18 protein-coding genes and 1 tRNA gene are annotated in these 18,425 nt (G+C 66.3%); 8 read left to right on the plus strand and 11 right to left on the minus strand.

The annotated features are described in order from the left end of the window. The first annotated feature begins 180 nt into the window (after nt 1-180). Entirely contained in the window at nt 181-585 is a 405-nt protein-coding gene (locus GSQ95_RS27060; RefSeq protein ID WP_372241632.1) for a DUF6311 domain-containing protein, read from the plus strand. 447 nt (nt 586-1,032) lie between these two features. Here GSQ95_RS27060 and GSQ95_RS05430 read toward each other — a convergent pair. Then, nucleotides 1,033-1,108: transfer RNA gene (locus GSQ95_RS05430), tRNA-Thr, on the minus strand. Between the two features lie 117 nt (nt 1,109-1,225). Between GSQ95_RS05430 and GSQ95_RS05435 the strand changes: the two genes are divergently transcribed. Next, nucleotides 1,226-1,573 carry a hypothetical protein gene (locus GSQ95_RS05435; RefSeq protein WP_158890388.1) on the plus strand — a complete coding sequence of 116 codons (348 nt, stop codon included), beginning with the start codon at nt 1,226-1,228 and terminating at the stop codon, nt 1,571-1,573. Between the two features lie 138 nt (nt 1,574-1,711). Here the strand turns inward: GSQ95_RS05435 and betA are convergent, their stop codons facing one another. The 3 genes from betA to betI all read right to left on the minus strand — a co-directional run bounded on the left by betA (nt 1,712) and on the right by betI (nt 5,867). Then, a complete protein-coding gene (gene betA, locus GSQ95_RS05440; RefSeq protein ID WP_158890386.1) occupies nt 1,712-3,454 on the minus strand; it encodes a choline dehydrogenase in 1,743 nt (580 codons plus the stop codon). A 90-nt stretch (nt 3,455-3,544) separates the two neighbouring features. Further along, the gene (betB, locus tag GSQ95_RS05445) at nt 3,545-5,017 is read right to left on the minus strand and encodes a betaine-aldehyde dehydrogenase (RefSeq protein ID WP_158890384.1); all 1,473 of its coding nucleotides are present in this window, start codon (nt 5,015-5,017) and stop codon (nt 3,545-3,547) included. 262 nt (nt 5,018-5,279) lie between these two features. Next, entirely contained in the window at nt 5,280-5,867 is a 588-nt protein-coding gene (gene betI, locus GSQ95_RS05450; protein WP_017641694.1) for a transcriptional regulator BetI, read from the minus strand. A gap of 195 nt (nt 5,868-6,062) precedes the next feature. On the opposite strand from betI, the gene GSQ95_RS05455 reads away from it, so the two are divergent. Further along, entirely contained in the window at nt 6,063-6,473 is a 411-nt protein-coding gene (locus GSQ95_RS05455) for a helix-turn-helix domain-containing protein (protein WP_158890383.1), read from the plus strand. Next, nucleotides 6,457-7,458: an LLM class flavin-dependent oxidoreductase gene (locus GSQ95_RS05460; RefSeq protein WP_158890382.1), complete on the plus strand. Its 1,002-nt coding sequence runs from the start codon at nt 6,457-6,459 to the stop codon at nt 7,456-7,458. The genes GSQ95_RS05455 and GSQ95_RS05460 overlap by 17 nt, the downstream gene beginning before the upstream one ends. Nucleotides 7,459-7,784: 326 nt before the next feature. Here GSQ95_RS05460 and nfsB read toward each other — a convergent pair whose 3' ends face one another. Genes nfsB through GSQ95_RS05475 form a run of 3 tightly spaced genes read right to left on the minus strand, consistent with a single transcriptional unit; the run spans nt 7,785 to nt 10,606 of the window. Further along, complete coding sequence (gene nfsB / locus GSQ95_RS05465) at nt 7,785-8,432, minus strand: oxygen-insensitive NAD(P)H nitroreductase (protein WP_158890381.1); 648 nt, start codon at nt 8,430-8,432, stop codon at nt 7,785-7,787. 18 nt (nt 8,433-8,450) lie between these two features. Next, the gene (locus tag GSQ95_RS05470; RefSeq protein WP_158890380.1) at nt 8,451-9,599 is read right to left on the minus strand and encodes an L-dopachrome tautomerase-related protein; all 1,149 of its coding nucleotides are present in this window, start codon (nt 9,597-9,599) and stop codon (nt 8,451-8,453) included. Then, complete coding sequence (locus GSQ95_RS05475; protein ID WP_158890378.1) at nt 9,599-10,606, minus strand: zinc-binding alcohol dehydrogenase family protein; 1,008 nt, start codon at nt 10,604-10,606, stop codon at nt 9,599-9,601. Before GSQ95_RS05475 ends, GSQ95_RS05470 begins: the two co-directional genes overlap by 1 nt. A gap of 105 nt (nt 10,607-10,711) precedes the next feature. Between GSQ95_RS05475 and GSQ95_RS05480 the strand changes: the two genes are divergently transcribed. Continuing rightward, a complete protein-coding gene (locus GSQ95_RS05480; RefSeq protein WP_158890376.1) occupies nt 10,712-11,620 on the plus strand; it encodes a LysR family transcriptional regulator in 909 nt (302 codons plus the stop codon). Nucleotides 11,621-11,677: 57 nt separating this feature from the next. On the opposite strand, the gene GSQ95_RS05485 is transcribed toward GSQ95_RS05480, so the two are convergent. The 3 genes from GSQ95_RS05485 to GSQ95_RS05495 all read right to left on the minus strand — a co-directional run bounded on the left by GSQ95_RS05485 (nt 11,678) and on the right by GSQ95_RS05495 (nt 13,769). Beyond that, nucleotides 11,678-12,703, minus strand: a complete 1,026-nt coding sequence (locus tag GSQ95_RS05485) for an alpha/beta hydrolase (RefSeq protein ID WP_158890373.1) — start codon at nt 12,701-12,703, stop codon at nt 11,678-11,680. Nucleotides 12,704-12,771: 68 nt separating this feature from the next. Further along, complete coding sequence (locus tag GSQ95_RS05490; protein WP_158890371.1) at nt 12,772-13,188, minus strand: organic hydroperoxide resistance protein; 417 nt, start codon at nt 13,186-13,188, stop codon at nt 12,772-12,774. Between the two features lie 146 nt (nt 13,189-13,334). Continuing rightward, complete coding sequence (locus GSQ95_RS05495; RefSeq protein WP_158890369.1) at nt 13,335-13,769, minus strand: MarR family winged helix-turn-helix transcriptional regulator; 435 nt, start codon at nt 13,767-13,769, stop codon at nt 13,335-13,337. An 88-nt stretch (nt 13,770-13,857) separates the two neighbouring features. Between GSQ95_RS05495 and GSQ95_RS05500 the strand changes: the two genes are divergently transcribed. After that, nucleotides 13,858-15,375: a sigma-54-dependent transcriptional regulator gene (locus GSQ95_RS05500; RefSeq protein ID WP_158890367.1), complete on the plus strand. Its 1,518-nt coding sequence runs from the start codon at nt 13,858-13,860 to the stop codon at nt 15,373-15,375. 177 nt (nt 15,376-15,552) lie between these two features. Here GSQ95_RS05500 and poxB read toward each other — a convergent pair whose 3' ends face one another. Then, the gene (poxB, locus tag GSQ95_RS05505) at nt 15,553-17,277 is read right to left on the minus strand and encodes a ubiquinone-dependent pyruvate dehydrogenase (RefSeq protein ID WP_158890365.1); all 1,725 of its coding nucleotides are present in this window, start codon (nt 17,275-17,277) and stop codon (nt 15,553-15,555) included. Nucleotides 17,278-17,465: 188 nt separating this feature from the next. Between poxB and GSQ95_RS05510 the strand changes: the two genes are divergently transcribed. Further along, nucleotides 17,466-17,870, plus strand: coding sequence for a DUF350 domain-containing protein (locus GSQ95_RS05510; RefSeq protein ID WP_058791768.1), 405 nt, complete (start codon nt 17,466-17,468; stop codon nt 17,868-17,870). 9 nt (nt 17,871-17,879) lie between these two features. Continuing rightward, nucleotides 17,880-18,425: a DUF1190 domain-containing protein gene (locus GSQ95_RS05515; protein WP_158890363.1), complete on the plus strand. Its 546-nt coding sequence runs from the start codon at nt 17,880-17,882 to the stop codon at nt 18,423-18,425.

The following is an 18,425-nucleotide window of genomic DNA, read 5'->3' on the forward strand; positions in this document are numbered from 1 at the left end:
GCGTCAGATGTGTATAAGAGACAGGCTTCATATTGCAGGCATTTTTCGCTAGGAAGATCATCGGTCCGTTTTCAGGGAATCTGGCCATCTAGATTCCGGCCGTAATGTTATTTCTCTTCGCACAGCCGTTTCTCTGGCGCTTGCAATGTCACGTAAGTCTGACCGGACATTTTTTTGGTTTTGGCAGGAATCTATCTCGTACTTCGCCTCGACCAACGCCACTGTATTCTCTATTGGTGCTTACTGTTTGAAACCATTGTTCTGATTCATGCCTACTTCTTTCCCATGGTTGGCGCGCTGTGGGCGGCAGGATTAGGCTGGCGTATAGCGAAGCGTACACAAACAATTCGCCTTGCTATTGTCGAGACAATAGCCGTAGCCCTGACTGCCCTTTTCTGCTGTTGGCAGGCCGGCTATTTCGCTGTACAGAATAGCTTAAGTGCAACTTGTTATGGTCAGCTCGGCCTTAATCTGCTTTCAGTCTTCGATTCTGCAGACACCTGGGCGCACAGTCCTACGTCGCGATGGTCATACGTGTTGCAGCATCTTCCTGAGATTCCAGGTAACTATGAGGGCTTTAATTAACATGGCTTGGGTACCATCGTGCTGTTGATCCTAGGTATACCTACCACCAGTGAGTAGCAAGGTTAGCCTGATTTCAGTGGTTCGTCGCAATCCGTTGCTAGTCCTAGCCGTGCTGGCACTTACGCAGTTCGCCATTACAAATAAGGTTGGTATCGGCTCCTATTCCTTTCAGTTCCCCATCGGAGCTCATCTAGAACGACTAGCCGACGTCTTTCGAGCTTCGGGAAGGATCTTTTGGCTCGTACAGTACCATCGGGAAAGATACTCTGGATGAACGCGATTTCACGGTAGGGAGACGTGGAGCGATCATTGACGAGGAGCATGGCGGGCCGCGGCGGTAGGTGACTTCCAGGTCATCATACAGACCCGAGTCTTGCCGCTGCATGTGGCAGGCGTGCGTTCCATCCGCTAGACAAAACCGTCCGGCAGACAGGATTACAAAAGAGATGGTGCCGGCACCAGGAGTCGAACCCGGGACCTACTGATTACAAGTCAGTTGCTCTACCAGCTGAGCTATACCGGCAAGGGGAGGCCATTATAGCCATGGGAAAGCCCTTGTAAACCAAGGATGTGCGACGGTTAAGGCTGACGTAAGCCGGCTGCGGCTAAAATGGTGCAAAGAGCTTGCGAGGAGCCGCTGATGAGAACCAAAACCCTGGCCTTCCTGGCCGCTGCCCTGGCCGGTTGCACCAGCCAGGCGAATCTTGAGCGCAATCCGCCCATGGAGCTGCGCACGGGCAAGAGTGCCGAGGACTATCGCACCTGTCTGGTGACCGGTCTGGAAAAGGACGGTCGGCATGTGCTGGTCCGGCCGCAAGGCAGTAGTGGGCAGCGGGTGCTGGTGGACAGCAAGGTGCCGAGTGCCACGGCGGCGATCATCGACATCGGGGCGGCATCGCGCGGTACGCGTATCCAGTTGCGCGAGCAGATGGCCAACAATCCGCTGCGGCCGCGGACCATCCTGACGGCGGTGAAGGATTGTCTGTGAGGTGAGCGGCTGGGTGGATCCTTACCCCGGCCCTCTCCCCGAGGGAGAGGGGAAAGGACGGGCTGCCCGTCGTCACCTGGAAAGGCATATACAAGAAGGGCGCCCCAGGGCGCCCTTCTTGCGTTCGGCTGCCTGGAATCAGGCGGCTGGCTGGTTGCGGCGCTGCGGGACCGGCTCGGCGGCACGCTGACCGTTGACGTCACGCAGGGGGGTACCCCGTACCGGCGCGCCGTTGGCGACGTAGTAGGCGGCATTGCTGCGCGGCAGCGGGGCGCGACCACGGATTTTGTCGGCGATCTTCTCGGCGAGCATGATGGTCGGGGCGTTGAGGTTGCCCGTCGCGATGATCGGCATGATGGAGGCGTCCACCACGCGCAGGCCTTCCAGGCCGTGCACGCGACCGGCGCCGTCGACCACCGCCATGTCGTCGGTGCCCATCTTGTTGGAGCAGGACGGGTGATAGGCGGTCTCGGCGTGGGAGCGCACGAAGGCGTCCAGCTGGGCGTCGGTCACGCAATCGCGGCCCGGATTAATCTCCTCGCCACGATAGGGGTCCAGCGCCGGCTGCTGCATGATCTCACGGGTCAGGCGGATGCCGTCGCGGAATTCGCGCCAGTCCTGCTCGGTGCTCATGTAGTTGAACAGGATGCTCGGGTGCTGGCGCGGATCGCGCGAGGTCAGTTCGATGCGGCCGCGGCTGGGCGAACGCATGGAGCCGACGTGGGCCTGGAAGCCATGGGCCTCGATGGCGTTGGTGCCGTTGTAATTGATGGCGATCGGCAGGAAGTGGTACTGGATGTTGGGCCAGTCGAACTCTTCGCTGGAGCGGATGAAACCGCCCGCCTCGAAGTGGTTGCTGGCGCCCAGGCCGGTGCCCTTGAGCATCCATTCCAGACCGATCTGCGGCTGGTTGTACCACTTCAGCGCCGGGTACAGCGAGACCGGCTGCTTGCACTCGTACTGCAGGTACATCTCCAGGTGGTCCTGCAGATTCTGGCCGACGCCGGGCAGGTCGTGGACCAGCGGGATGTCGAAGCGCCGCAGCAGCGGCGCGGGGCCGACGCCGGAGCGCTGCAGGATCTGCGGCGAGGCGATGGCGCCGGCGCAGAGCAGCACTTCACGGCGGGCGCGCACGGTGATGGCTTCCAGGGAATCGCCTTTCATGTAGGCCACGCCATTGGCGCGCTTGCCCTCGAAGAGGATGCGATCGGTGGTGGCGTGGGTGACGATGGTCAGATTCGGGCGACCCTTGGCCTGGTCCAGATAGCCGCGGGCGGTGCTGGAGCGCCGGCCGTTCGGGGTGACGAAGCGGTCCATCGGACCGAAGCCTTCCTGCTGATAGCCGTTGAGGTCTTCGGTGCGCGGATAACCCGCCTGGACACCGGCTTCGACCATGGCTTCGAATAGGGGATTGGTGTTCGGCTTGGCGGTGGTCACCGAGACCGGGCCGTCGCCGCCGTGCCAGTCGTTGCCACCGGCATCGCGCTTCTCGGCCTTGCGGAAGTAGGGCAGGCAGTCGAGGTAGGTCCAGTCGTCCAGACCGTCGAGTTGCGCCCAGTTGTCATAGTCCAGGGCGTTGCCGCGGATGTAGCACATGCCGTTGATCAGCGAGGAGCCGCCCAGGCCCTTGCCGCGACCGCATTCCATCCGGCGGTTGTCCATGTGCGGCTCGGGCTCGGTCTGGTAGGCCCAGTTGTACTGCTTGCCCTGCAGCGGATAGGCCAGGGCGGCCGGCATCTGGGTGCGGAAGTCCAGGCGGTAGTCGGGGCCGCCAGCTTCCAGCAGCAGGACGGTGACGTCCTGGTCTTCGGTCAGCCGGGTGGCCAGGACGTTGCCGGCCGAGCCGGCGCCTATGACGATGTAGTCGAATTCGTGTGCCATGAAAAAGTCTCCTCCTGACGGCGGGTGGGGTCGGGCCCCAGCCCCGGGCCCTCTCCAGCGGAGAGGGGAGAAAAGCGCTACGGAAGCGGCTTAGAAGATCGAGGCGTAATCGCCCAGCTCGACCTGCACCGACTTGATGCGGGTGTAGTGGCCGAGGGTGGTGAGGCCGTTCTCGCGACCGACGCCGGAGTGCTTGTAGCCACCCACCGGCATCTCGGCGGGGGATTCGCCCCAGGTGTTGATCCAACAGATGCCGGCTTCCAGGCGATGGATCATGCGGTGGGCGCGGGCCAGGTCACGGGTGACCACGCCGGCCGCCAGGCCGTACTCGGTGTCGTTGGCGCGGCGCACCACCTCGTCTTCGTCGGCATAGGCCAGGATGCTCATGACCGGGCCGAAGATCTCCTCGCGGGCGATGGCCATGTCGTCACGGCAATCGGTGAAGACGGTGGGGGCGACGAAGTTGCCCTTGGCCAGTTCGCCCTGGGTGACGCGCTCGCCACCGGTGAGCAGGCGGGCGCCTTCGGCCTGGCCCTGGGCGATGTAGCCCAGCACCTTTTCCATGTGCGGGGTGCTGACCAGCGGCCCGAAGTTGGTCTCGGCGGCCAGGGGATCGCCCAGCTTGATGCGCTTGACCCGCTCCACCACCTTGGCCTCGAAGTCGGCCTTAAGCGCCTGGGGCACGAAGACCCGGGTACCGTTGGTGCAGACCTGGCCGGAGCTGAAGAAGTTGGCCATGACGGCGATGTCGGCGGCGCGCTCCAGGTCGGCATCGTCGCAGACGATCAGCGGCGACTTGCCACCCAGTTCCATGGTGACTTCCTTGAGGGTCGAGCCGGCAGCGCTGGCCATGACCTTCTTGCCGGTGGCGACGCCGCCGGTGAAGGAGATCTTCTCGATGCCGGGATGCTCGGTCAGGGCCACGCCGACCTCCGGGCCGACACCATTGACCACGTTGAAGACGCCAGCGGGCAGGCCGGCCTCGGTGTAGATCTCGGCCAGCTTCAGCGCGGTCAGCGGGGTGACTTCGCTGGGCTTGAAGATCATGGCATTGCCGGCGGCCAGGGCCGGGGCGGATTTCCACAGGGCGATCTGGATCGGGTAGTTCCAGGCGCCGATGCCGGCGACCACGCCCAGTGGCTCGCGGCGGGTATAGACGAAGGAGGTCTCGCGCAGCGGGATCTGTTCGCCTTCCAGGGCCGGAACGAGACCGGCGTAGTACTCGAGCACGTCGGCGCCGGTGACGATGTCCACGGCCTGGGTCTCGGACAGGGCCTTGCCGGTGTCGAGGGTTTCCAGCAGCGCCAGCTCGTCGTTGCGCTCGCGGAGGATGTCCACGGCCTTGCGCAGGATGCGCGAGCGCTGCATGGCGGTCATCGCGGCCCAGACCTTCTGGCCGGCGGCAGCGGCGGCCACTGCCTTGTCCACGTCGGCGCGGCTGGCGCTCTGCACCGTGGCGAGCACTTCGCCGGTGGCGGGATTCAGGGTTTCGAAGGTGGCACCACCGGTGGCGGCGATATAACGGCCACCGATGTACAGCTGCTGTTCGGCGAAACGGGCCATGGACGTTCTCCCAAGCTGGGCGGGCGCCGTGGCACCCGCAAGGAACACAGGGGGGCGCGAAAGAAAGGTCTCTCTACGCCAGCGATGAATCCAGTCTACTTAATTTTTATTGAACGTTCAATCAATGAAAAATTCACAGGCGTGCCGAAACGGGGCGATGGGCGGCCCAGAGCGGTTCTGTCGAAGCGGGGAGGGAGTGTGGAAGCGGGAAGGGAGCCCCGGCCGGAGCGGGCCGGCCGGGGTTGCAGCGGTTAGGGAGCGGTTAGGCCTTGGCCAGTTGCAGGTCCAGGTAGTCGTAGGCGATCTGCAGGGCCTGCTGGGTGTTGAAGGCGTCGCCGGAGAGGGCGCCGCGCAGCCAGAGACCGTCGATGATGGCGGCCAGGCCGCGGGCCGAGGCGCGGGCCTGTTCGTGGGGCAGGAGACGGCGGAATTGCCAGCAGAGGTTGGAGTAGAGACGCAGGTCGTTGATGCGTTGCAGGCGGCGCAGATTGGGCTGGTGCATGCTGGTGGCCCAGAAGGCCAGCCAGGTCTTCATGGCCGGGCCGCTGACCTGGGTGTCGTCGAAGTTGCCCTGGATAATGGCGCGCAGGTTAGCGGCGGGGTCGTCACCGGGCAGGGCGGCGCGGCGTTCGCGCACGGCCTGGCGCAGGGCATTCATCAGATGCCGCATGGTGGCTTCGAGCAGGCCGTTCTTGTCCTGGAAGTAGTGGCTGATGATGCCGTTGGAGACGCCGGCCTTGCGGGCGATGAAGGCGATACTGGCGTCGCCCATGCCGACTTCGTCGACGGCTTCGAGGGTCGCGGCAATGAGCTGCGAACGGCGGATGGGCTGCATCCCGACCTTGGGCACGAGGCATCTCCTGAAGAGAACGGAAGGAGCCTCGGAGGGTAACTATTTTTTATTGAACGTTCAATCAATAAAAACGGTCACCACCTCCTGGATTGTGCCCTGGCCCAGGCGGCAATACCAGTCCTGACAGGTGGTTACTTTTAATAACCGCCAGAAAGGCGTAGGCTGGGAACCAGTTCTGCTTCGAGGATCGCCATGGACGCCGTGGTCAGTCGTATCTCCAGCCGTCGCCGCCTGCATGCCCATGCCTGTCCCATCCGGGATGTGCTGGACCGCATCGGCGATGCCTGGTCCTTGCTCACGCTCTTCACCCTGGAACCCGGTCCGCTGCGCTTCAACGAATTACGCCGGCGGGTCGACGGCATTTCCCAACGCATGCTCAGCGTGACCCTGCGTCAGCTGGAGCGCGACGGCCTGGTGTCCCGCACGGTGACGCCGACCAAGCCGCCCCAGGTGGAGTACGCCCTCACCGAGCTGGGCCAGAGCCTGATGGTGCCGGTGGGTGCCCTGGCCGCCTGGGCCTCGGCGAAGCAGCCTTTCATTCAGCGCCACAGGGCGGCCTACGATCAGGCCGCCGAGGAGAATCCTGATGACCCGTCTCTCTAAGACCGCCCTGTCGGTCCTCGACCTGGTCCCCATCCGCGACGACGGCGATGCGACCCTGGCGCTGCACAATGCCCTGACCCTGGCCCGCCATGTCGAGCAGCTCGGCTTTTCCCGCTACTGGGTCGCCGAGCACCACAACATGGACGGTATCGCCAGCTCCGCGACCAGCGTGCTGCTGGGCTACCTGGCCGCCGGCACCAGCACCCTGCGCCTGGGATCGGGCGGCATCATGCTGCCCAACCACGCGCCGCTGGTGGTGGCCGAGCAATTCGGCACCCTGGCCTCGCTGTATCCGGGCCGCATCGAACTCGGCCTGGGCCGCGCGCCGGGCTCGGATCAGCGCACCGCCTACGCCCTGCGGCGCGACCGCCTGGGCAGCTCCGACGACTTCCCGCGGGATGTGGAAGAGCTGCAGCACTACTTCGGCCCGCAGCAGCCGGGGCAGGGCGTGATCGCCATGCCCGGGGTGGGCACCGAGGTGCCGATCTGGCTGCTGGGGTCGAGTCTGTTCAGTGCCCAGCTGGCGGCGGCCAAGGGTCTGCCCTATGCCTTCGCCTCGCACTTCGCGCCGCGCTATGTGCACGAGGCGATCCGGCTCTATCGCGAGAACTTCAAGCCGTCCGCGATGCTCGATCGTCCCTATGTGATGCTCGGGGTGCCCCTGGTGGCGGCCGACAGCGACGACGAGGCCAATTACCTGGCCACCACCGTCTACCAGCGCATCCTGGCGCTGTTCCGCGGCGACAGCCTGCGCCTGCAACCGCCGGTACGCAGCATGGAAGGCGTCTGGTTGCCTCACGAGAAGGAATCGGTATCGAGCCTCCTCGGCATGGCGGTGATCGGCGGCCCGGACAAGGTCCGCGAGCGCCTGGAGCTGTTGCTGGAGAAGACCGACGCCGACGAGCTGATCTTTACCTGCGACGTCTACGAGCAGGCGGATCGCTTGCGCGCCTTCTCGATCCTGGCGGATCTGAAGGGCGGTTGATGGGGATAGGCAGCGTTGGGCCTCGTTGGGCTCGGCGTAACCCGGATTTATCGCGGCCATGGGCCGCTCCTACGAAAGCATGAAAAGCATCGCCCTATAGGAGCGGTCGCTACGGCGCACCGGCATGGCCGCGAATAAAAGCCGACCGTCTCGCGACGGTCGGCTTTTTCATGGGTGCTGCCGAGAATGCTGCTGTTGGGCTTCGCTGCGCTCAACCCCACCTACGCGCCGTAGCGTGGAAAAACCGCGCCAGCGTTTTCCACCGGCGGCTACCGGCGCGCGCTGTGGATAAGGCTGCGCCGTTATCCACGCTACGCAGGCCTGTCCTACAGGAAGGTGAAGACCTGTTCGCGAGTCAGGCGGGACTTGGGCAGGGCGGCGTTGAAGTCGCTCTCGCCGCGATAGCCCAGGCCGACCACCACCAGCGCGGTGTAGCCCTGTTCACGCAGGCCCAGCTCCTGGTCCAGGCTGTTGGCGTCGAAGCCCTCCATGGGGGTGGCATCGATGCCCAGGGCGGCAGCGCCCAGCAGCAGGGTGCCCAGCGCCAGGTAGGTCTGCTTCTCCATCCAGTGCTGCACATCCTTGCGCTCATGACGATGCAGGTCGACGAAATGACGGCGGGTGCCGTCCTGGGTGGCGCGCGCCTCGGGCTTGGCGAAGCGGCCGTCCCGGGCTTCCTGCTCCAGCACCTGGGCCAGATGGCCCTCGGTCATTTCCAGGCGAGTGCAGAGCACGATGACGTGGGAGGCCGGCAGCACCTTGGGCTCGTTGTAGGGGCTCTGCATGCCACGGGCGACGCGCGCCCTGGCCTCGGCGCTGGCGGCGACCACGAAGTGCCACGGCTGGGAATTGACCGAGGAGGGCGCCTGGCGCAGCAGCTCCAGCAGTTCCTCGACCTGCTCGGCCGGGATGCTGCGGGAGCCGTCGAAGGCCTTGGTGGTGTAGCGGGTACGGGCGATCTGGGACAGCTGCATGGATAACTCCTGATCGGATCAGTGGGTAGGGGCCGGCTGGGCGTCGATCTTGACGCGGAACAGGCTGTAGGGCTTCTGGCGCAGGTCCTGGCCGCCGTGGAACTGGGCCTGGCGATGGAGCTGGTTGGCGGTGAAATAGAGGTAGCCGTCCGGACCTATGCTGAAGGTGTCGGGCCAGAGCACTCGCGGATCGTGGACCAGGGTCTTCCAGCTGCCGTCGGCCTGGCGCTGGCGCACGGCGTTGTGCTCGTAGTCGCCGGCATAGACGCGGCCCTGGGCATCGGCTTCGAGGCCGTCGGACGCGCCCTTCTCGCCGAGATCCTGCACCCCGGCGCGGACCTGGGCCTCGCTCGCCTTGGCATCACGCAGCAGGGCGGTGGGTACGGCATAGAGATGGCGACTGGACAGCGGGCTGAAGTAGAGGGTGCCGCCGTCCGGCGAGAGGGCGATGCCGTCGCTGGCGATGGCCGGGCGGACCTTGCTGCCGTCGGGACGCTGCATCAGCAGCGGCTCGCCTTCCACCACCGGGACGAAGCTGGGATCGACGTTGGCCTGGGGTGCGCCGGTCAGGCGGCGCTGGGCCTGGCCGGTGGCGAGGTCGAGAATGATCAGGCCACCGGGAGGCGCCGAGTCGGTGACATAGGCCACCCCGGCGCGACCGACGCGAAAGTCGAAGCGCACGTCGTTGACGTAGCTGTTGGGTTCGAGCACCGCCGCGGGGAAGACCAGCGTCCTGGCGACCTTGTTGGTCTTGAGGTCGATGGCCACCAGCTTGACGCCGCCGGCCCTGGGCGCGGCAAAGCCCGGTGCGGCGGTATCCAGCACCCAGAGGTGCCCGCGCCCATCGGCCACCACGCTCTGCACGCTGATGAAACCCTTGCCCGGCTGGCCTGGGGTCTCGACGTTGAGCGCGGCGTCCGGATAGGGCACCGCCTTGCCGTCCTTGAGTTCGGCCACGGTGAAGGGCACCGCGTCGCCCCAGCGCGGATAGTTGACGAAGATCCGGCCGGTCTCGCTGACGGTGACCCCGGTGGGCATGGCGTCCTGGAAGGCGAACACCGGCTCCAGCTGGCCCAGGGTGCGCTCCTGGGGCAGCGGCGCGGCCTGGGCGGTGAGGCTAGCCACGGCCAGGGCGACGGCGAGGGTCAGGGCACTGCAGCGAGGCATCAGAAACCCTCCAGCACGAGCTTGCCGCGGGCCTGGTGGCTTTCCAGCTGGGCATGGGCACGGCGCAGGTTGGCGGCATCGATCCGGCCCAGGTGCTCGCCGAGGGTGGTCTTGAGGGTGCCCTGGTCGATCAGCCCGGCCACGCGTTCGAGGATCTCGTGCTGGCGCAACTTGTCCGGGGTCTGGAACAGCGAGCGGGTGAACATCAGTTCCCAGTGCAGCGACAGCGACTTGGCCTTCATCGGTACCACGTCGAGTTGCGCCGGATCATCGATCACGCCGAGCCGGCCCTGGGGCCGCAGGACATCCACCAGCTGGGTGAAGTGCTCATCGGTGTGGGTGAGACTGGCGACCAGGGTCACGCCGTCCAGACCCAGGGCTTCGAGCTGGGGCCGCAGGGGCTGGTGATGGTCGATGACGTGATGGGCACCCAGCTGGCGCACCCAGTCCCGGGTTTCCTGGCGCGAGGCGGTACCGATCACGGTCAGCTCGGTGAGCTGGCGGGCCAGCTGCACCAGCACGGAACCGACGCCGCCCGCCGCGCCCATCACCAGCAGCTGCTGGCCGGCACCGCCGCCTTCGGTTGCGCCGAGACGGTCGAACAGCAGTTCCCAGGCGGTGATGGCGGTCAGCGGCAGGGCCGCGGCCTGGGCGTGGTCGAGGCTCCTGGGCTTGTGCCCGGCCAGGTGTTCGTCGACCAGGTGCAGTTCGCTGTTGCAACCGGGGCGGAACAGCTCGCCGGCATAGTAGACCTCGTCACCCACGGCAAAGCGGCTGACGGCGCTGCCCACAGCGCGGACCACGCCGGAGACGTCCCAGCCCAGCACCTTGGACTCGCGCTGCACCAGACCCTGGCGCACCTTGGTGTCGACCGGATTGACCGACACGGCGCGGACTTCCACCAGCAGGTCATTGGCCTCGGGCCTGGGATCGGTGAGCACGGCGTCCTGCAGGGCGCGGGGATCGCTGGCGGGGAGGGTGGTGTCACCGTGGATGACGGCTTTCATGGGCGGATTCCTTTGTACGATAAGAAGACATGGGCCCATGGTCGTCTTCATGCTCGACCGGAAAAAGCGGCAGAATCGGATAGCACCTTCACTGCAGGAGTGAAAATGATCCGCTTCGACGACCTCGGTCTCTTCGTGCGTTCCGCCGCCTTGGGCAGCTTTTCCCGCGCCGCCCGCGAGGCAGACCTGTTGCCGGGTCAGGTGAGCGCCGCCATCGGCCGGCTGGAGCGGGAACTGGGCATCCGCCTGTTCGCCCGCTCGACCCGCAGCCTGCGCCTGACCGCCGAGGGCGAGGCCTATCTGCCCTATGCCCGCGAGGTGCTGGAGACCTTGCGCGAGGGACGCGAGCGGTTGCAGGGGGAGAGTCCGGAATTGCGCGGGGTGCTGCAGGTGGCGGCGCCTTCGGATCTGGGACGCAATCTCCTGCTGCCCTGGCTGGCCGAGTTTCGTCAGCGCCATCCCGGCCTGACGCTCAGGCTCTACGTCTCGGACCAGCAGGCCGACGTCTATCGCGATCCGGTGGACATCGCCATCCGCTACGGCCGCAGTCAGGATGACAGCCTGGTGGCCCTGCCGCTCGCCCCGGACAACCGCCGGCTGCTGGCGGCGGCGCCGACCTATCTGGCCCGCGAGGGGGCGCCGCGCAGCCCGGACGACCTGTCCAGGCACGCCTGCCTGCTCTACCAGCTGCATGGGCGCACCTATGACAAGTGGAGCTTTCCCCAGGCCGACGGCAGCCTGCGCCAGGTGGCCGTCAGCGGACCCTTGCAGAGCGACGACGCCGAGGTGGTGCGGCGCTGGGCGGTGGCCGGGGAGGGCATCGTCTACAAGTCCTGGCTGGACATGCGCGACGATCTGCAGCGCGGCCGGCTGGTGCGCCTGCTGCCCGAGCAGCCCGGCGAGCCGTTGCCGCTGCAGCTGTTCTGCCCGCATCGGCGGCAATTCTCGCCGGCGGTGCGGCAGCTGCACGGCTGGCTGGCGGAGCGCTTCGCGGCCCTGGGCAAACAGCCCTGAAACGCAAAGGGGGTGGCGCCGCGAACGGAACCCCCCCCCTTGGGTACCGCGCCTGCCTTACTGCAGGTGCTGCTTGAGCAACTGGCCGGCCTGGGTCAGCGCAGCCTGGACCTCGGGTACCTTGGCCAGGGCGTTGAGCAGGCCATAGTCGTGGATCATGCCGTTGTAGCGCACCTGGACAACCTCGACGCCGGCGGCGTTGAGCTTGCGGGCATAGGCCTCGCCCTCGTCTCGCAGCACGTCGTTCTCGGCGGTCTGCACCAGCGCCGGCGGCAGACCCTTGAGCTGGGCCTCGCTGGCCCGCAACGGCGAGGCGTAGACGTTGGCGCGCTCGGTGTCGCTGGTGGTGTAGTTGTCCCAGAACCACTTCATCATGTTGCGGGTCAGGAAGCGGCCCTCGGCGTAGGTCTGGTAGGAGCCGTTGTCGAAGCTGGCATCGGTCACCGGCCAGAACAGCACCTGGTAGCGCAGCTTGGGCGTGCCCTTGTCCTTGGCCATCAGACTGACCACCGCGGCCATGTTGCCGCCGACGCTGTTGCCGGCCACCGCCAGGCGACTGCCGTCGACATCGATGTCCTTGCCGTGCTCGGCCACCCACTGGGTCGCGGCATAGGCCTGGTTGATGGCCACCGGGAAGTGGGCTTCCGGACTCGGGGTGTAGTTGACGAACACCGCCGTGGCGCCGGAGGCCACCACCAGGTCACGCACCAGGCGCTGGTGGGTGGGGAAGTCGCCCAGCACCCAGCCGCCGCCGTGGAAGAACATGAAGGCCGGTGTCTGCCCCTTGGCATTGGCCGGGCGGACGATGGTCAGCTGCAGCGGCTTGCCGTCGACCTGGATAGTCTTTTCGCTGGTCTTGACGCCGGAGAGGTCGACCTTGACGCTGGCCTGGGCGCCGGTCAGGACGGCACGGGCATCCTTTGGGCTCAGGGTTTCCAGGGGTTGGCCACCGCTGCCATTCAGCGCATCGACGAAGCCCTGGGTGGTGCGTTCCAGGGCCGGATCGGGTTGGGGCGCGGCGAAGGCGCTGCCCAGGGCCAGGGTGAGCGCGGAAAGGCCAAGCAGGCGAGAGACGGTACGCATGACGGATGACTCCTCGAACGGGAAAGACCGGGCGCCTCGGCTGAAGCGCCTGGGTAATACCGCGACCCTTAGGCCAGGGTCAGGCGCACGTCCACGTTGCCGCGGGTGGCGTTGGAGTAGGGGCAGACCTGGTGGGCCTTCTCGATCAGGTCTTCGGCCACGGCGCGCTCCAGTCCCGGCAGGCTGACGACGAGTTCGACGTCCAGGGCGAAGCCGGTGGGGATCGGACCGATGCCGACCTGGGCGGTCACGCTGACGTCCGCCGGCACGGCGATCTTTTCCTTGGCGCCGACGAACTTGAGCGCGCCGATGAAGCAGGCCGAGTAGCCGGCGGCGAAGAGCTGCTCGGGATTGGTCCCGGCACCCCCGGCGCCGCCCAGTTCCTTGGGCGTGGACAGCTGCACGTCCAGGGCCTTGTCGCTGCTGCTGGAACGGCCGTCACGGCCACCGGTGCTGGTTGCGGAAGCGGTATAGAGGATGTTCATGGCGTGCTCCTGATTTGGGTGTCGCGATAACTAATTGGGCGGGCTGTTAGCGAGAGGGCTGGCCCGGGTACGGATTTAAGTTATCGCGATATTTGTTATCGCGCAAATATATTTTCAGGAGCAGCCGACCAGCGGCAGCGACTGGGCTAGCGCTCCAGCTTGGCGCGCAGGGTCATCAGGTTTTCGCGCAGCTGGGTCATCTCGGCGTCACCCAGGGCGCAGTAGCCACCGATGGTGCCGTTGATCTTCTTGGCCCGCTCGCGCAGGGTCCGGCCAGACTCGGTCAGCTCGATGGACAGGTTGCGCTCGTCCTCGGCATTGCGCTGCCGGGTCACGTAGCCCTCGGCTTCCAGGCGCTTGAGCACCGGGGTCAGGGCGCCGGAATCCTGGTGCAGCCGACGCGCCAGCTCCTTGAGCGGCAGGCGGTCGTTTTCCCAGAGCACCAGCATCATCAGGTACTGCGGGTAGGTCAGGCCCACCTCCTCGAGCAGCGGCTTGTACACCTTGGTCATGGCCAACGAGGTGGAGTACAGCGCGAAGCACAGCTGCTGATCGAGTAGAAGAGGGTCTTTGCTGGTCATGGCGGTCCCGGCTGGGTAAATGAGAAGTGATTCTACCCCGAGCATTTGGGTAGCATTAGCCCTTTCGCTTTCAGACCCCAGGGTTTCCATGCGTATCCATGTGTCGTTCATCGATCGTGTCGGCATCACCCAGGAAGTCCTGGCGCTGCTCGGTGCCCGCAATCTCAATCTGGACGCCGTGGAGATGGTGCCGCCCAACGTCTACATCGATGCGCCGACCCTGAGCGCGGCGGTGCTGGAGGAATTGCGCGCCGCCCTGCTCACCGTGGTCGGGGTCGAGGCGGTGCGGGTGGTGGACATCCTGCCGGGCCAGCGACGCTCCCTGCAACTCGACGCCCTGCTCGCCGCCATGGCCGATCCGGTGCTGGCGGTGGACGGCGAGGGACGCATCCTGCTGGCCAATCCGGCCTTTGCCGCCCTGGCGGGCGAAGACAGCGGCACTACCCTGGCCGAACTCTTCAACGACAGCGAATTGCCCAGTGAGCTGTTGGACCAGGGCTTTCGTCTACCGCTGCGGGAGGTGGTGCTGCGCGGCCAGGCGCTATTGCTGGACGCCACCCCCATCGGCGAACCCGTGGGCGGACTGGCCGGTGGGCTGCTGACCCTCTATGCCCCCAGTCGTATCGGTGGCCGCCTCTCGGCGCTGCGCCACGACACCCCCGAGGGCTTCGATTCGCTGCTCGGCGACTGCGCCGCCATCCGTACCCTCAAGGCCCGGGCCCAGCGCCTGGCCGCCCTGGAGGCGCCCCTGCTGATCCTCGGCGAGACCGGCACCGGCAAGGAACTGGTGGCGCGCGCCTGCCATGCGGCCAGCGCGCGGCGCGAGGCGCCCTTTCTGGCCCTGAACTGCGCGGCCCTGCCGGAAAGCCTGGCCGAGAGCGAACTGTTCGGCTATGCCCCGGGCGCCTTCACCGGCGCCCAGCGCGGCGGCAAGCCGGGCCTGCTGGAACTGGCCGACCAGGGCACGGTGTTTCTCGACGAGGTCGGCGAGATGTCGCCCTATCTGCAGGCCAAGCTGCTGAGATTCCTCTCCGATGGCAGCTTCCGCCGCGTTGGCGGGGCCCAGGAAACCAAGGTCAATGTGCGCATTCTCGCCGCCACCCATCGCGATCTGCAGGCCATGGTCGCGGCCGGCACCTTTCGCGAAGACCTCTTCTATCGCCTCAATGTGCTCAGCCTGCAGGTGCCAGCCCTGCGCGAGCGTGGCCAAGACATCCTGCTGCTGGCGCGGCACTTCCTGCAGCAGGCCTGCGCCCAGATCGGTCGACCGCCGTGTCGCCTGGCGCCGGCCACCTATGGCGTGCTGCTGGGCAATGCCTGGCCGGGCAACGTCCGGCAATTGCAGAACATCCTCTTTCGCGCCGCCGCCATCAGCGAGAGCGGCCAGATCGATGTCGACGACCTCGACTTGGCCGGCACGGCGGTGGCGGGGCAGGTCGAGACCGAAGTCAGCACCCTGGAAGCCGCTGTCCAGGGCTACGAGGCGGCGCTGCTGGAACGGCTCTATCCGCAGTATCCGTCCAGCCGCCAGCTGGCCGCGCGGCTGCAGACCTCCCACTCGGCCATCGCCATGCGCCTGCGGCGTTACGGCATCCCGCGGCGTTAAAGTTCTAGAGCCTGTTTAAAGGCTCGCGAGCTAGAGACAAGCAAGGCCTGGGCGGCCCCGCGAAAATGGCTGAGGAAGCGGACCGGGCTCGCGAACGAGTTTACGAGTGGTAAATGAGCATTCCGAAGCCATTTTCAACGCAGTTTGGCCGACGCGCAGCAGCCTTTAAATAGGCTCTCAGCGCAGGACGTTGGTCTTGGCCAGATCCACCACCTCGCTGCCGCGACCACTCATCACCGCGCGCAGCATGTAGAGGCTGAAGCCCTTGGCCTGGGCGGCCTCGATCTTCGGTGGCAGCGACAGCTCCTGCTTGGCGATGCGCACATCCACCAGCGCCGGGCCGGGATGGGCGAAGGCCTCCTCCAGGGTGGCGTCGAGCAGACTGGCCGATTCCACCTTCCAGCCGCGCACGCCGCAGGCCTCGGCGACGCGGGCGAAGTCGACCTCACCCAGATCGGTGGTCTCGTCGAGCATGCCGGCGGCCTTCATCTCCATGGCGACGAAGCCCAGGGTGGCGTTGTCGTAGACGATGACCTTGACCGGTAGCTTTTCGCTGGCCAGGGTCGCCAGTTCGCCCAGCAGCATGGACAGCCCGCCATCGCCGGCCAGCGCCACCACCTGGCGATCGGGATAGGCCGCCTGCAGGCCCATGGCCTGGGGCAGGGCGTTGGCCATGGAGCCGTGACTGAAGGAGCCGGCCAGCTTGCGTTCGAAATTCATCGCCAGGTAGCGCGCCGCCCACACCGTGGGAGTGCCGACGTCACAGGTGAAGAGGGCATCCGCTGCGGCCAGTTCGCTGACGCGGGTGGTGAGGTACTGCGGATGCAGCGGCTCGCCATCGGCGGTGGCGGTGGCCAGTTCGTCCAGCTCGGCGCGGGTCTTGCGGTAGTGCTGCTGGGCCTTTTCCAGGAAACGGCTGTGGCTGTTGAGCGCAAGGCGCGGCAGCAGGGCGTCGAGGGTGGCGCGGACATCGCCGACCAGGCCCTTGAGCAACGGGGTCCGCACGCCTAGGTGGACGCCGCGCACGTCGATCTGCACCACCCGGCCGTGATCCGGGAAGAAGTTGCGATAGGGGAAGTTGCTGCCCAGCATCAGCAGCAGGTCGCACTCCTTGAGCGCGTGATAGCCGGACGAAAAGCCGATCAGGCCGGTCATGCCCACGCCATAGGGATTGGAATACTCGATATGGGCCTTGCCGCGCAGCGCATGGACCACCGGCGCCTGCAGGCGCTCGGCCAGGGCCACCACCTGGGCATGGGCACCGGCGCAACCGGCGCCGCAGAGCAGGGTGATGCGCTTTTCCCCGGCCAGCAGTTCGGCCAGGGCATCCAGTTCGGCCTCTGGCGGGACCACCACCGGACGCACCGGCTCGCTCCACTGGACTTCCTTGAGCGGCGCCTCGGCCAGGGCCACGTCGCCGGGAATCACCACCACCGACACCGAACGGTTGAGGATGGCCGAACGCATGGCGGTCTCGAGGATGCGCGGCAGCTGCTCGGGATGGGAGACCACCTCGCAGAAGTCGCTGCAGTCGCGGAACAGCCGCTCCGGATGGGTCTCCTGGAAATAGCCCAGGCCGATCTCGCTGGAGGGAATCTGGGCGGCGATGGCCAGCACCGGCGCGCCACTGCGCTGGGCGTCGAACAGGCCGTTGATCAGGTGCAGATTGCCCGGACCGCAGGAGCCGGCGCAGACCCCCAGGCGCCCGCTGGTGTCGGCCGCGGCACTGGCGGCGAAGGCAGCGGCTTCTTCATGCCGCACGCCGCGCCAGCGGATGCGATCGCGCTTGCGCAGGCTTTCGGTGAGGCCGTTGAGCGAATCGCCCGGCAGGCCCCAGATGGTGTCCACACCAGCCGCTTCGAGGGTGGCGACGAGCAGATCGGCAACGGTTTTCACAGCCATGACAAAGACTCCAGGCAAGGGTGGGGGAGGGCAAAGCCGCTTGGCAGAGGTCTTGTTGTGCCTTGTTGGTCCGACGAAGCGGGCGGAAGTTCGCGACCGTCCCGGCGTTTCGCCCGTTGAACGGTAGGTGCGCTCTCTGCAGGTGCGGTGATAATTGCGGTCGGCCTCTCTCGACAAGGAACGTCTCCGTGCTGTCCGCCTACCTCAGCGGGTTTCCCGCCTTCCTGCTCTATCTGTTGCTGTCCCTGGCGCTGCTCGGGTTGTTCTGCGTGCTCTACGCCTGGCTCACGCCCCACAGAGAGTGGCAACTGATTCGCGCCGACGTGCCCGCCGTGGCCCTGGCTTTCGGTGGCAGCCTGCTCGGTTTCGTCCTGCCCCTGGCCGGTGCCATGCGAGTAGCGGTGAGCCTGACCGATTTCCTGCTCTGGGCGGTCATCGCCCTGGTCACCCAGCTGTTGGCCTTCCAGTTGCTGCGCCTGGGCCTGCCTGGACTACCACAGCGCTTGGCGGCCAACGAAATGGCCAGCGGTATCCTCGCCGCCTGCTTCGCCATCGCCGTGGGCGTGCTCAACGCCGCTGCCATTACCGGTTGAGGGCGGGTCATGAAACGCAGCCAAGCGCTAAAACTGGTCCTCATCGGCGCGCCGGTACTGACCCTGGCCTGGTGCACCAGTCGGCCCACCACCGGCTATACCTATGAGACCGCGGAGCAATGCTCGCGCGATGGCGTCTTCAGTGGCAGCGTCTGCGCCCGCGAGTACGCCAATGCGCGTAGTGCCCACGCTCTGCAGGCACCGCGCTATGGGCAGCGTGGCGATTGCGAGGCGGATTTCGGTACGGAGCGCTGCGATGGGCCGCAGCCTTATTATTTGCCGCGGATGTCGGGCTTCCTGATTAATCGCGAACCGGCATCCGGTGGCGATCTGTCCGACGTGGACTTGGATCGCGACCGGCGTCGTGCCAGTCAGCCGCTCTACCGCTCCCTGGACGATCCCGGCACCTGGCGTACGGGCAGCAACGTCGCCGTGGCCGATCACAGTGGTCGGGTCTCGGTGGCTCGCGCGGTCCAGACGGTAGATGCTGGACGCTTCGTCAGCCGTGGTGGTTTCGGCCAGGCCGCGGCGGCACGCGCCAGCAGCGGGGGTTAG

Source organism: Pseudomonas sp. BAV 4579, assembly GCF_009765395.1.
Taxonomy (GTDB): Bacteria; Pseudomonadota; Gammaproteobacteria; order Pseudomonadales; family Pseudomonadaceae; genus Chryseomonas; species Chryseomonas aestiva.

Bases quoted from the DNA above. Each gene is read 5' to 3' on its own strand.
- GSQ95_RS05480 (WP_158890376.1), top strand. From the start codon at position 10,712: ATGATCCGCTTCGACGACCTCGGTCTCTTCGTGCGTTCCGCCGCCTTG.
- GSQ95_RS05460 (WP_158890382.1), top strand. From the start codon at position 6,457: ATGACCCGTCTCTCTAAGACCGCCCTGTCGGTCCTCGACCTGGTCCCC.
- GSQ95_RS05485 (WP_158890373.1), bottom strand. From the start codon at position 12,703: ATGCGTACCGTCTCTCGCCTGCTTGGCCTTTCCGCGCTCACCCTGGCC.
- betB (WP_158890384.1), bottom strand. From the start codon at position 5,017: ATGGCCCGTTTCGCCGAACAGCAGCTGTACATCGGTGGCCGTTATATC.
- GSQ95_RS05435 (WP_158890388.1), top strand. From the start codon at position 1,226: ATGAGAACCAAAACCCTGGCCTTCCTGGCCGCTGCCCTGGCCGGTTGC.
- GSQ95_RS05515 (WP_158890363.1), top strand. From the start codon at position 17,880: ATGAAACGCAGCCAAGCGCTAAAACTGGTCCTCATCGGCGCGCCGGTA.
- nfsB (WP_158890381.1), bottom strand. From the start codon at position 8,432: ATGCAGCTGTCCCAGATCGCCCGTACCCGCTACACCACCAAGGCCTTC.
- GSQ95_RS05475 (WP_158890378.1), bottom strand. From the start codon at position 10,606: ATGAAAGCCGTCATCCACGGTGACACCACCCTCCCCGCCAGCGATCCC.
- GSQ95_RS05470 (WP_158890380.1), bottom strand. From the start codon at position 9,599: ATGCCTCGCTGCAGTGCCCTGACCCTCGCCGTCGCCCTGGCCGTGGCT.
- GSQ95_RS05500 (WP_158890367.1), top strand. From the start codon at position 13,858: ATGCGTATCCATGTGTCGTTCATCGATCGTGTCGGCATCACCCAGGAA.
- GSQ95_RS05455 (WP_158890383.1), top strand. From the start codon at position 6,063: ATGGACGCCGTGGTCAGTCGTATCTCCAGCCGTCGCCGCCTGCATGCC.
- betA (WP_158890386.1), bottom strand. From the start codon at position 3,454: ATGGCACACGAATTCGACTACATCGTCATAGGCGCCGGCTCGGCCGGC.
- GSQ95_RS05495 (WP_158890369.1), bottom strand. From the start codon at position 13,769: ATGACCAGCAAAGACCCTCTTCTACTCGATCAGCAGCTGTGCTTCGCG.
- poxB (WP_158890365.1), bottom strand. From the start codon at position 17,277: ATGGCTGTGAAAACCGTTGCCGATCTGCTCGTCGCCACCCTCGAAGCG.
- GSQ95_RS05490 (WP_158890371.1), bottom strand. From the start codon at position 13,188: ATGAACATCCTCTATACCGCTTCCGCAACCAGCACCGGTGGCCGTGAC.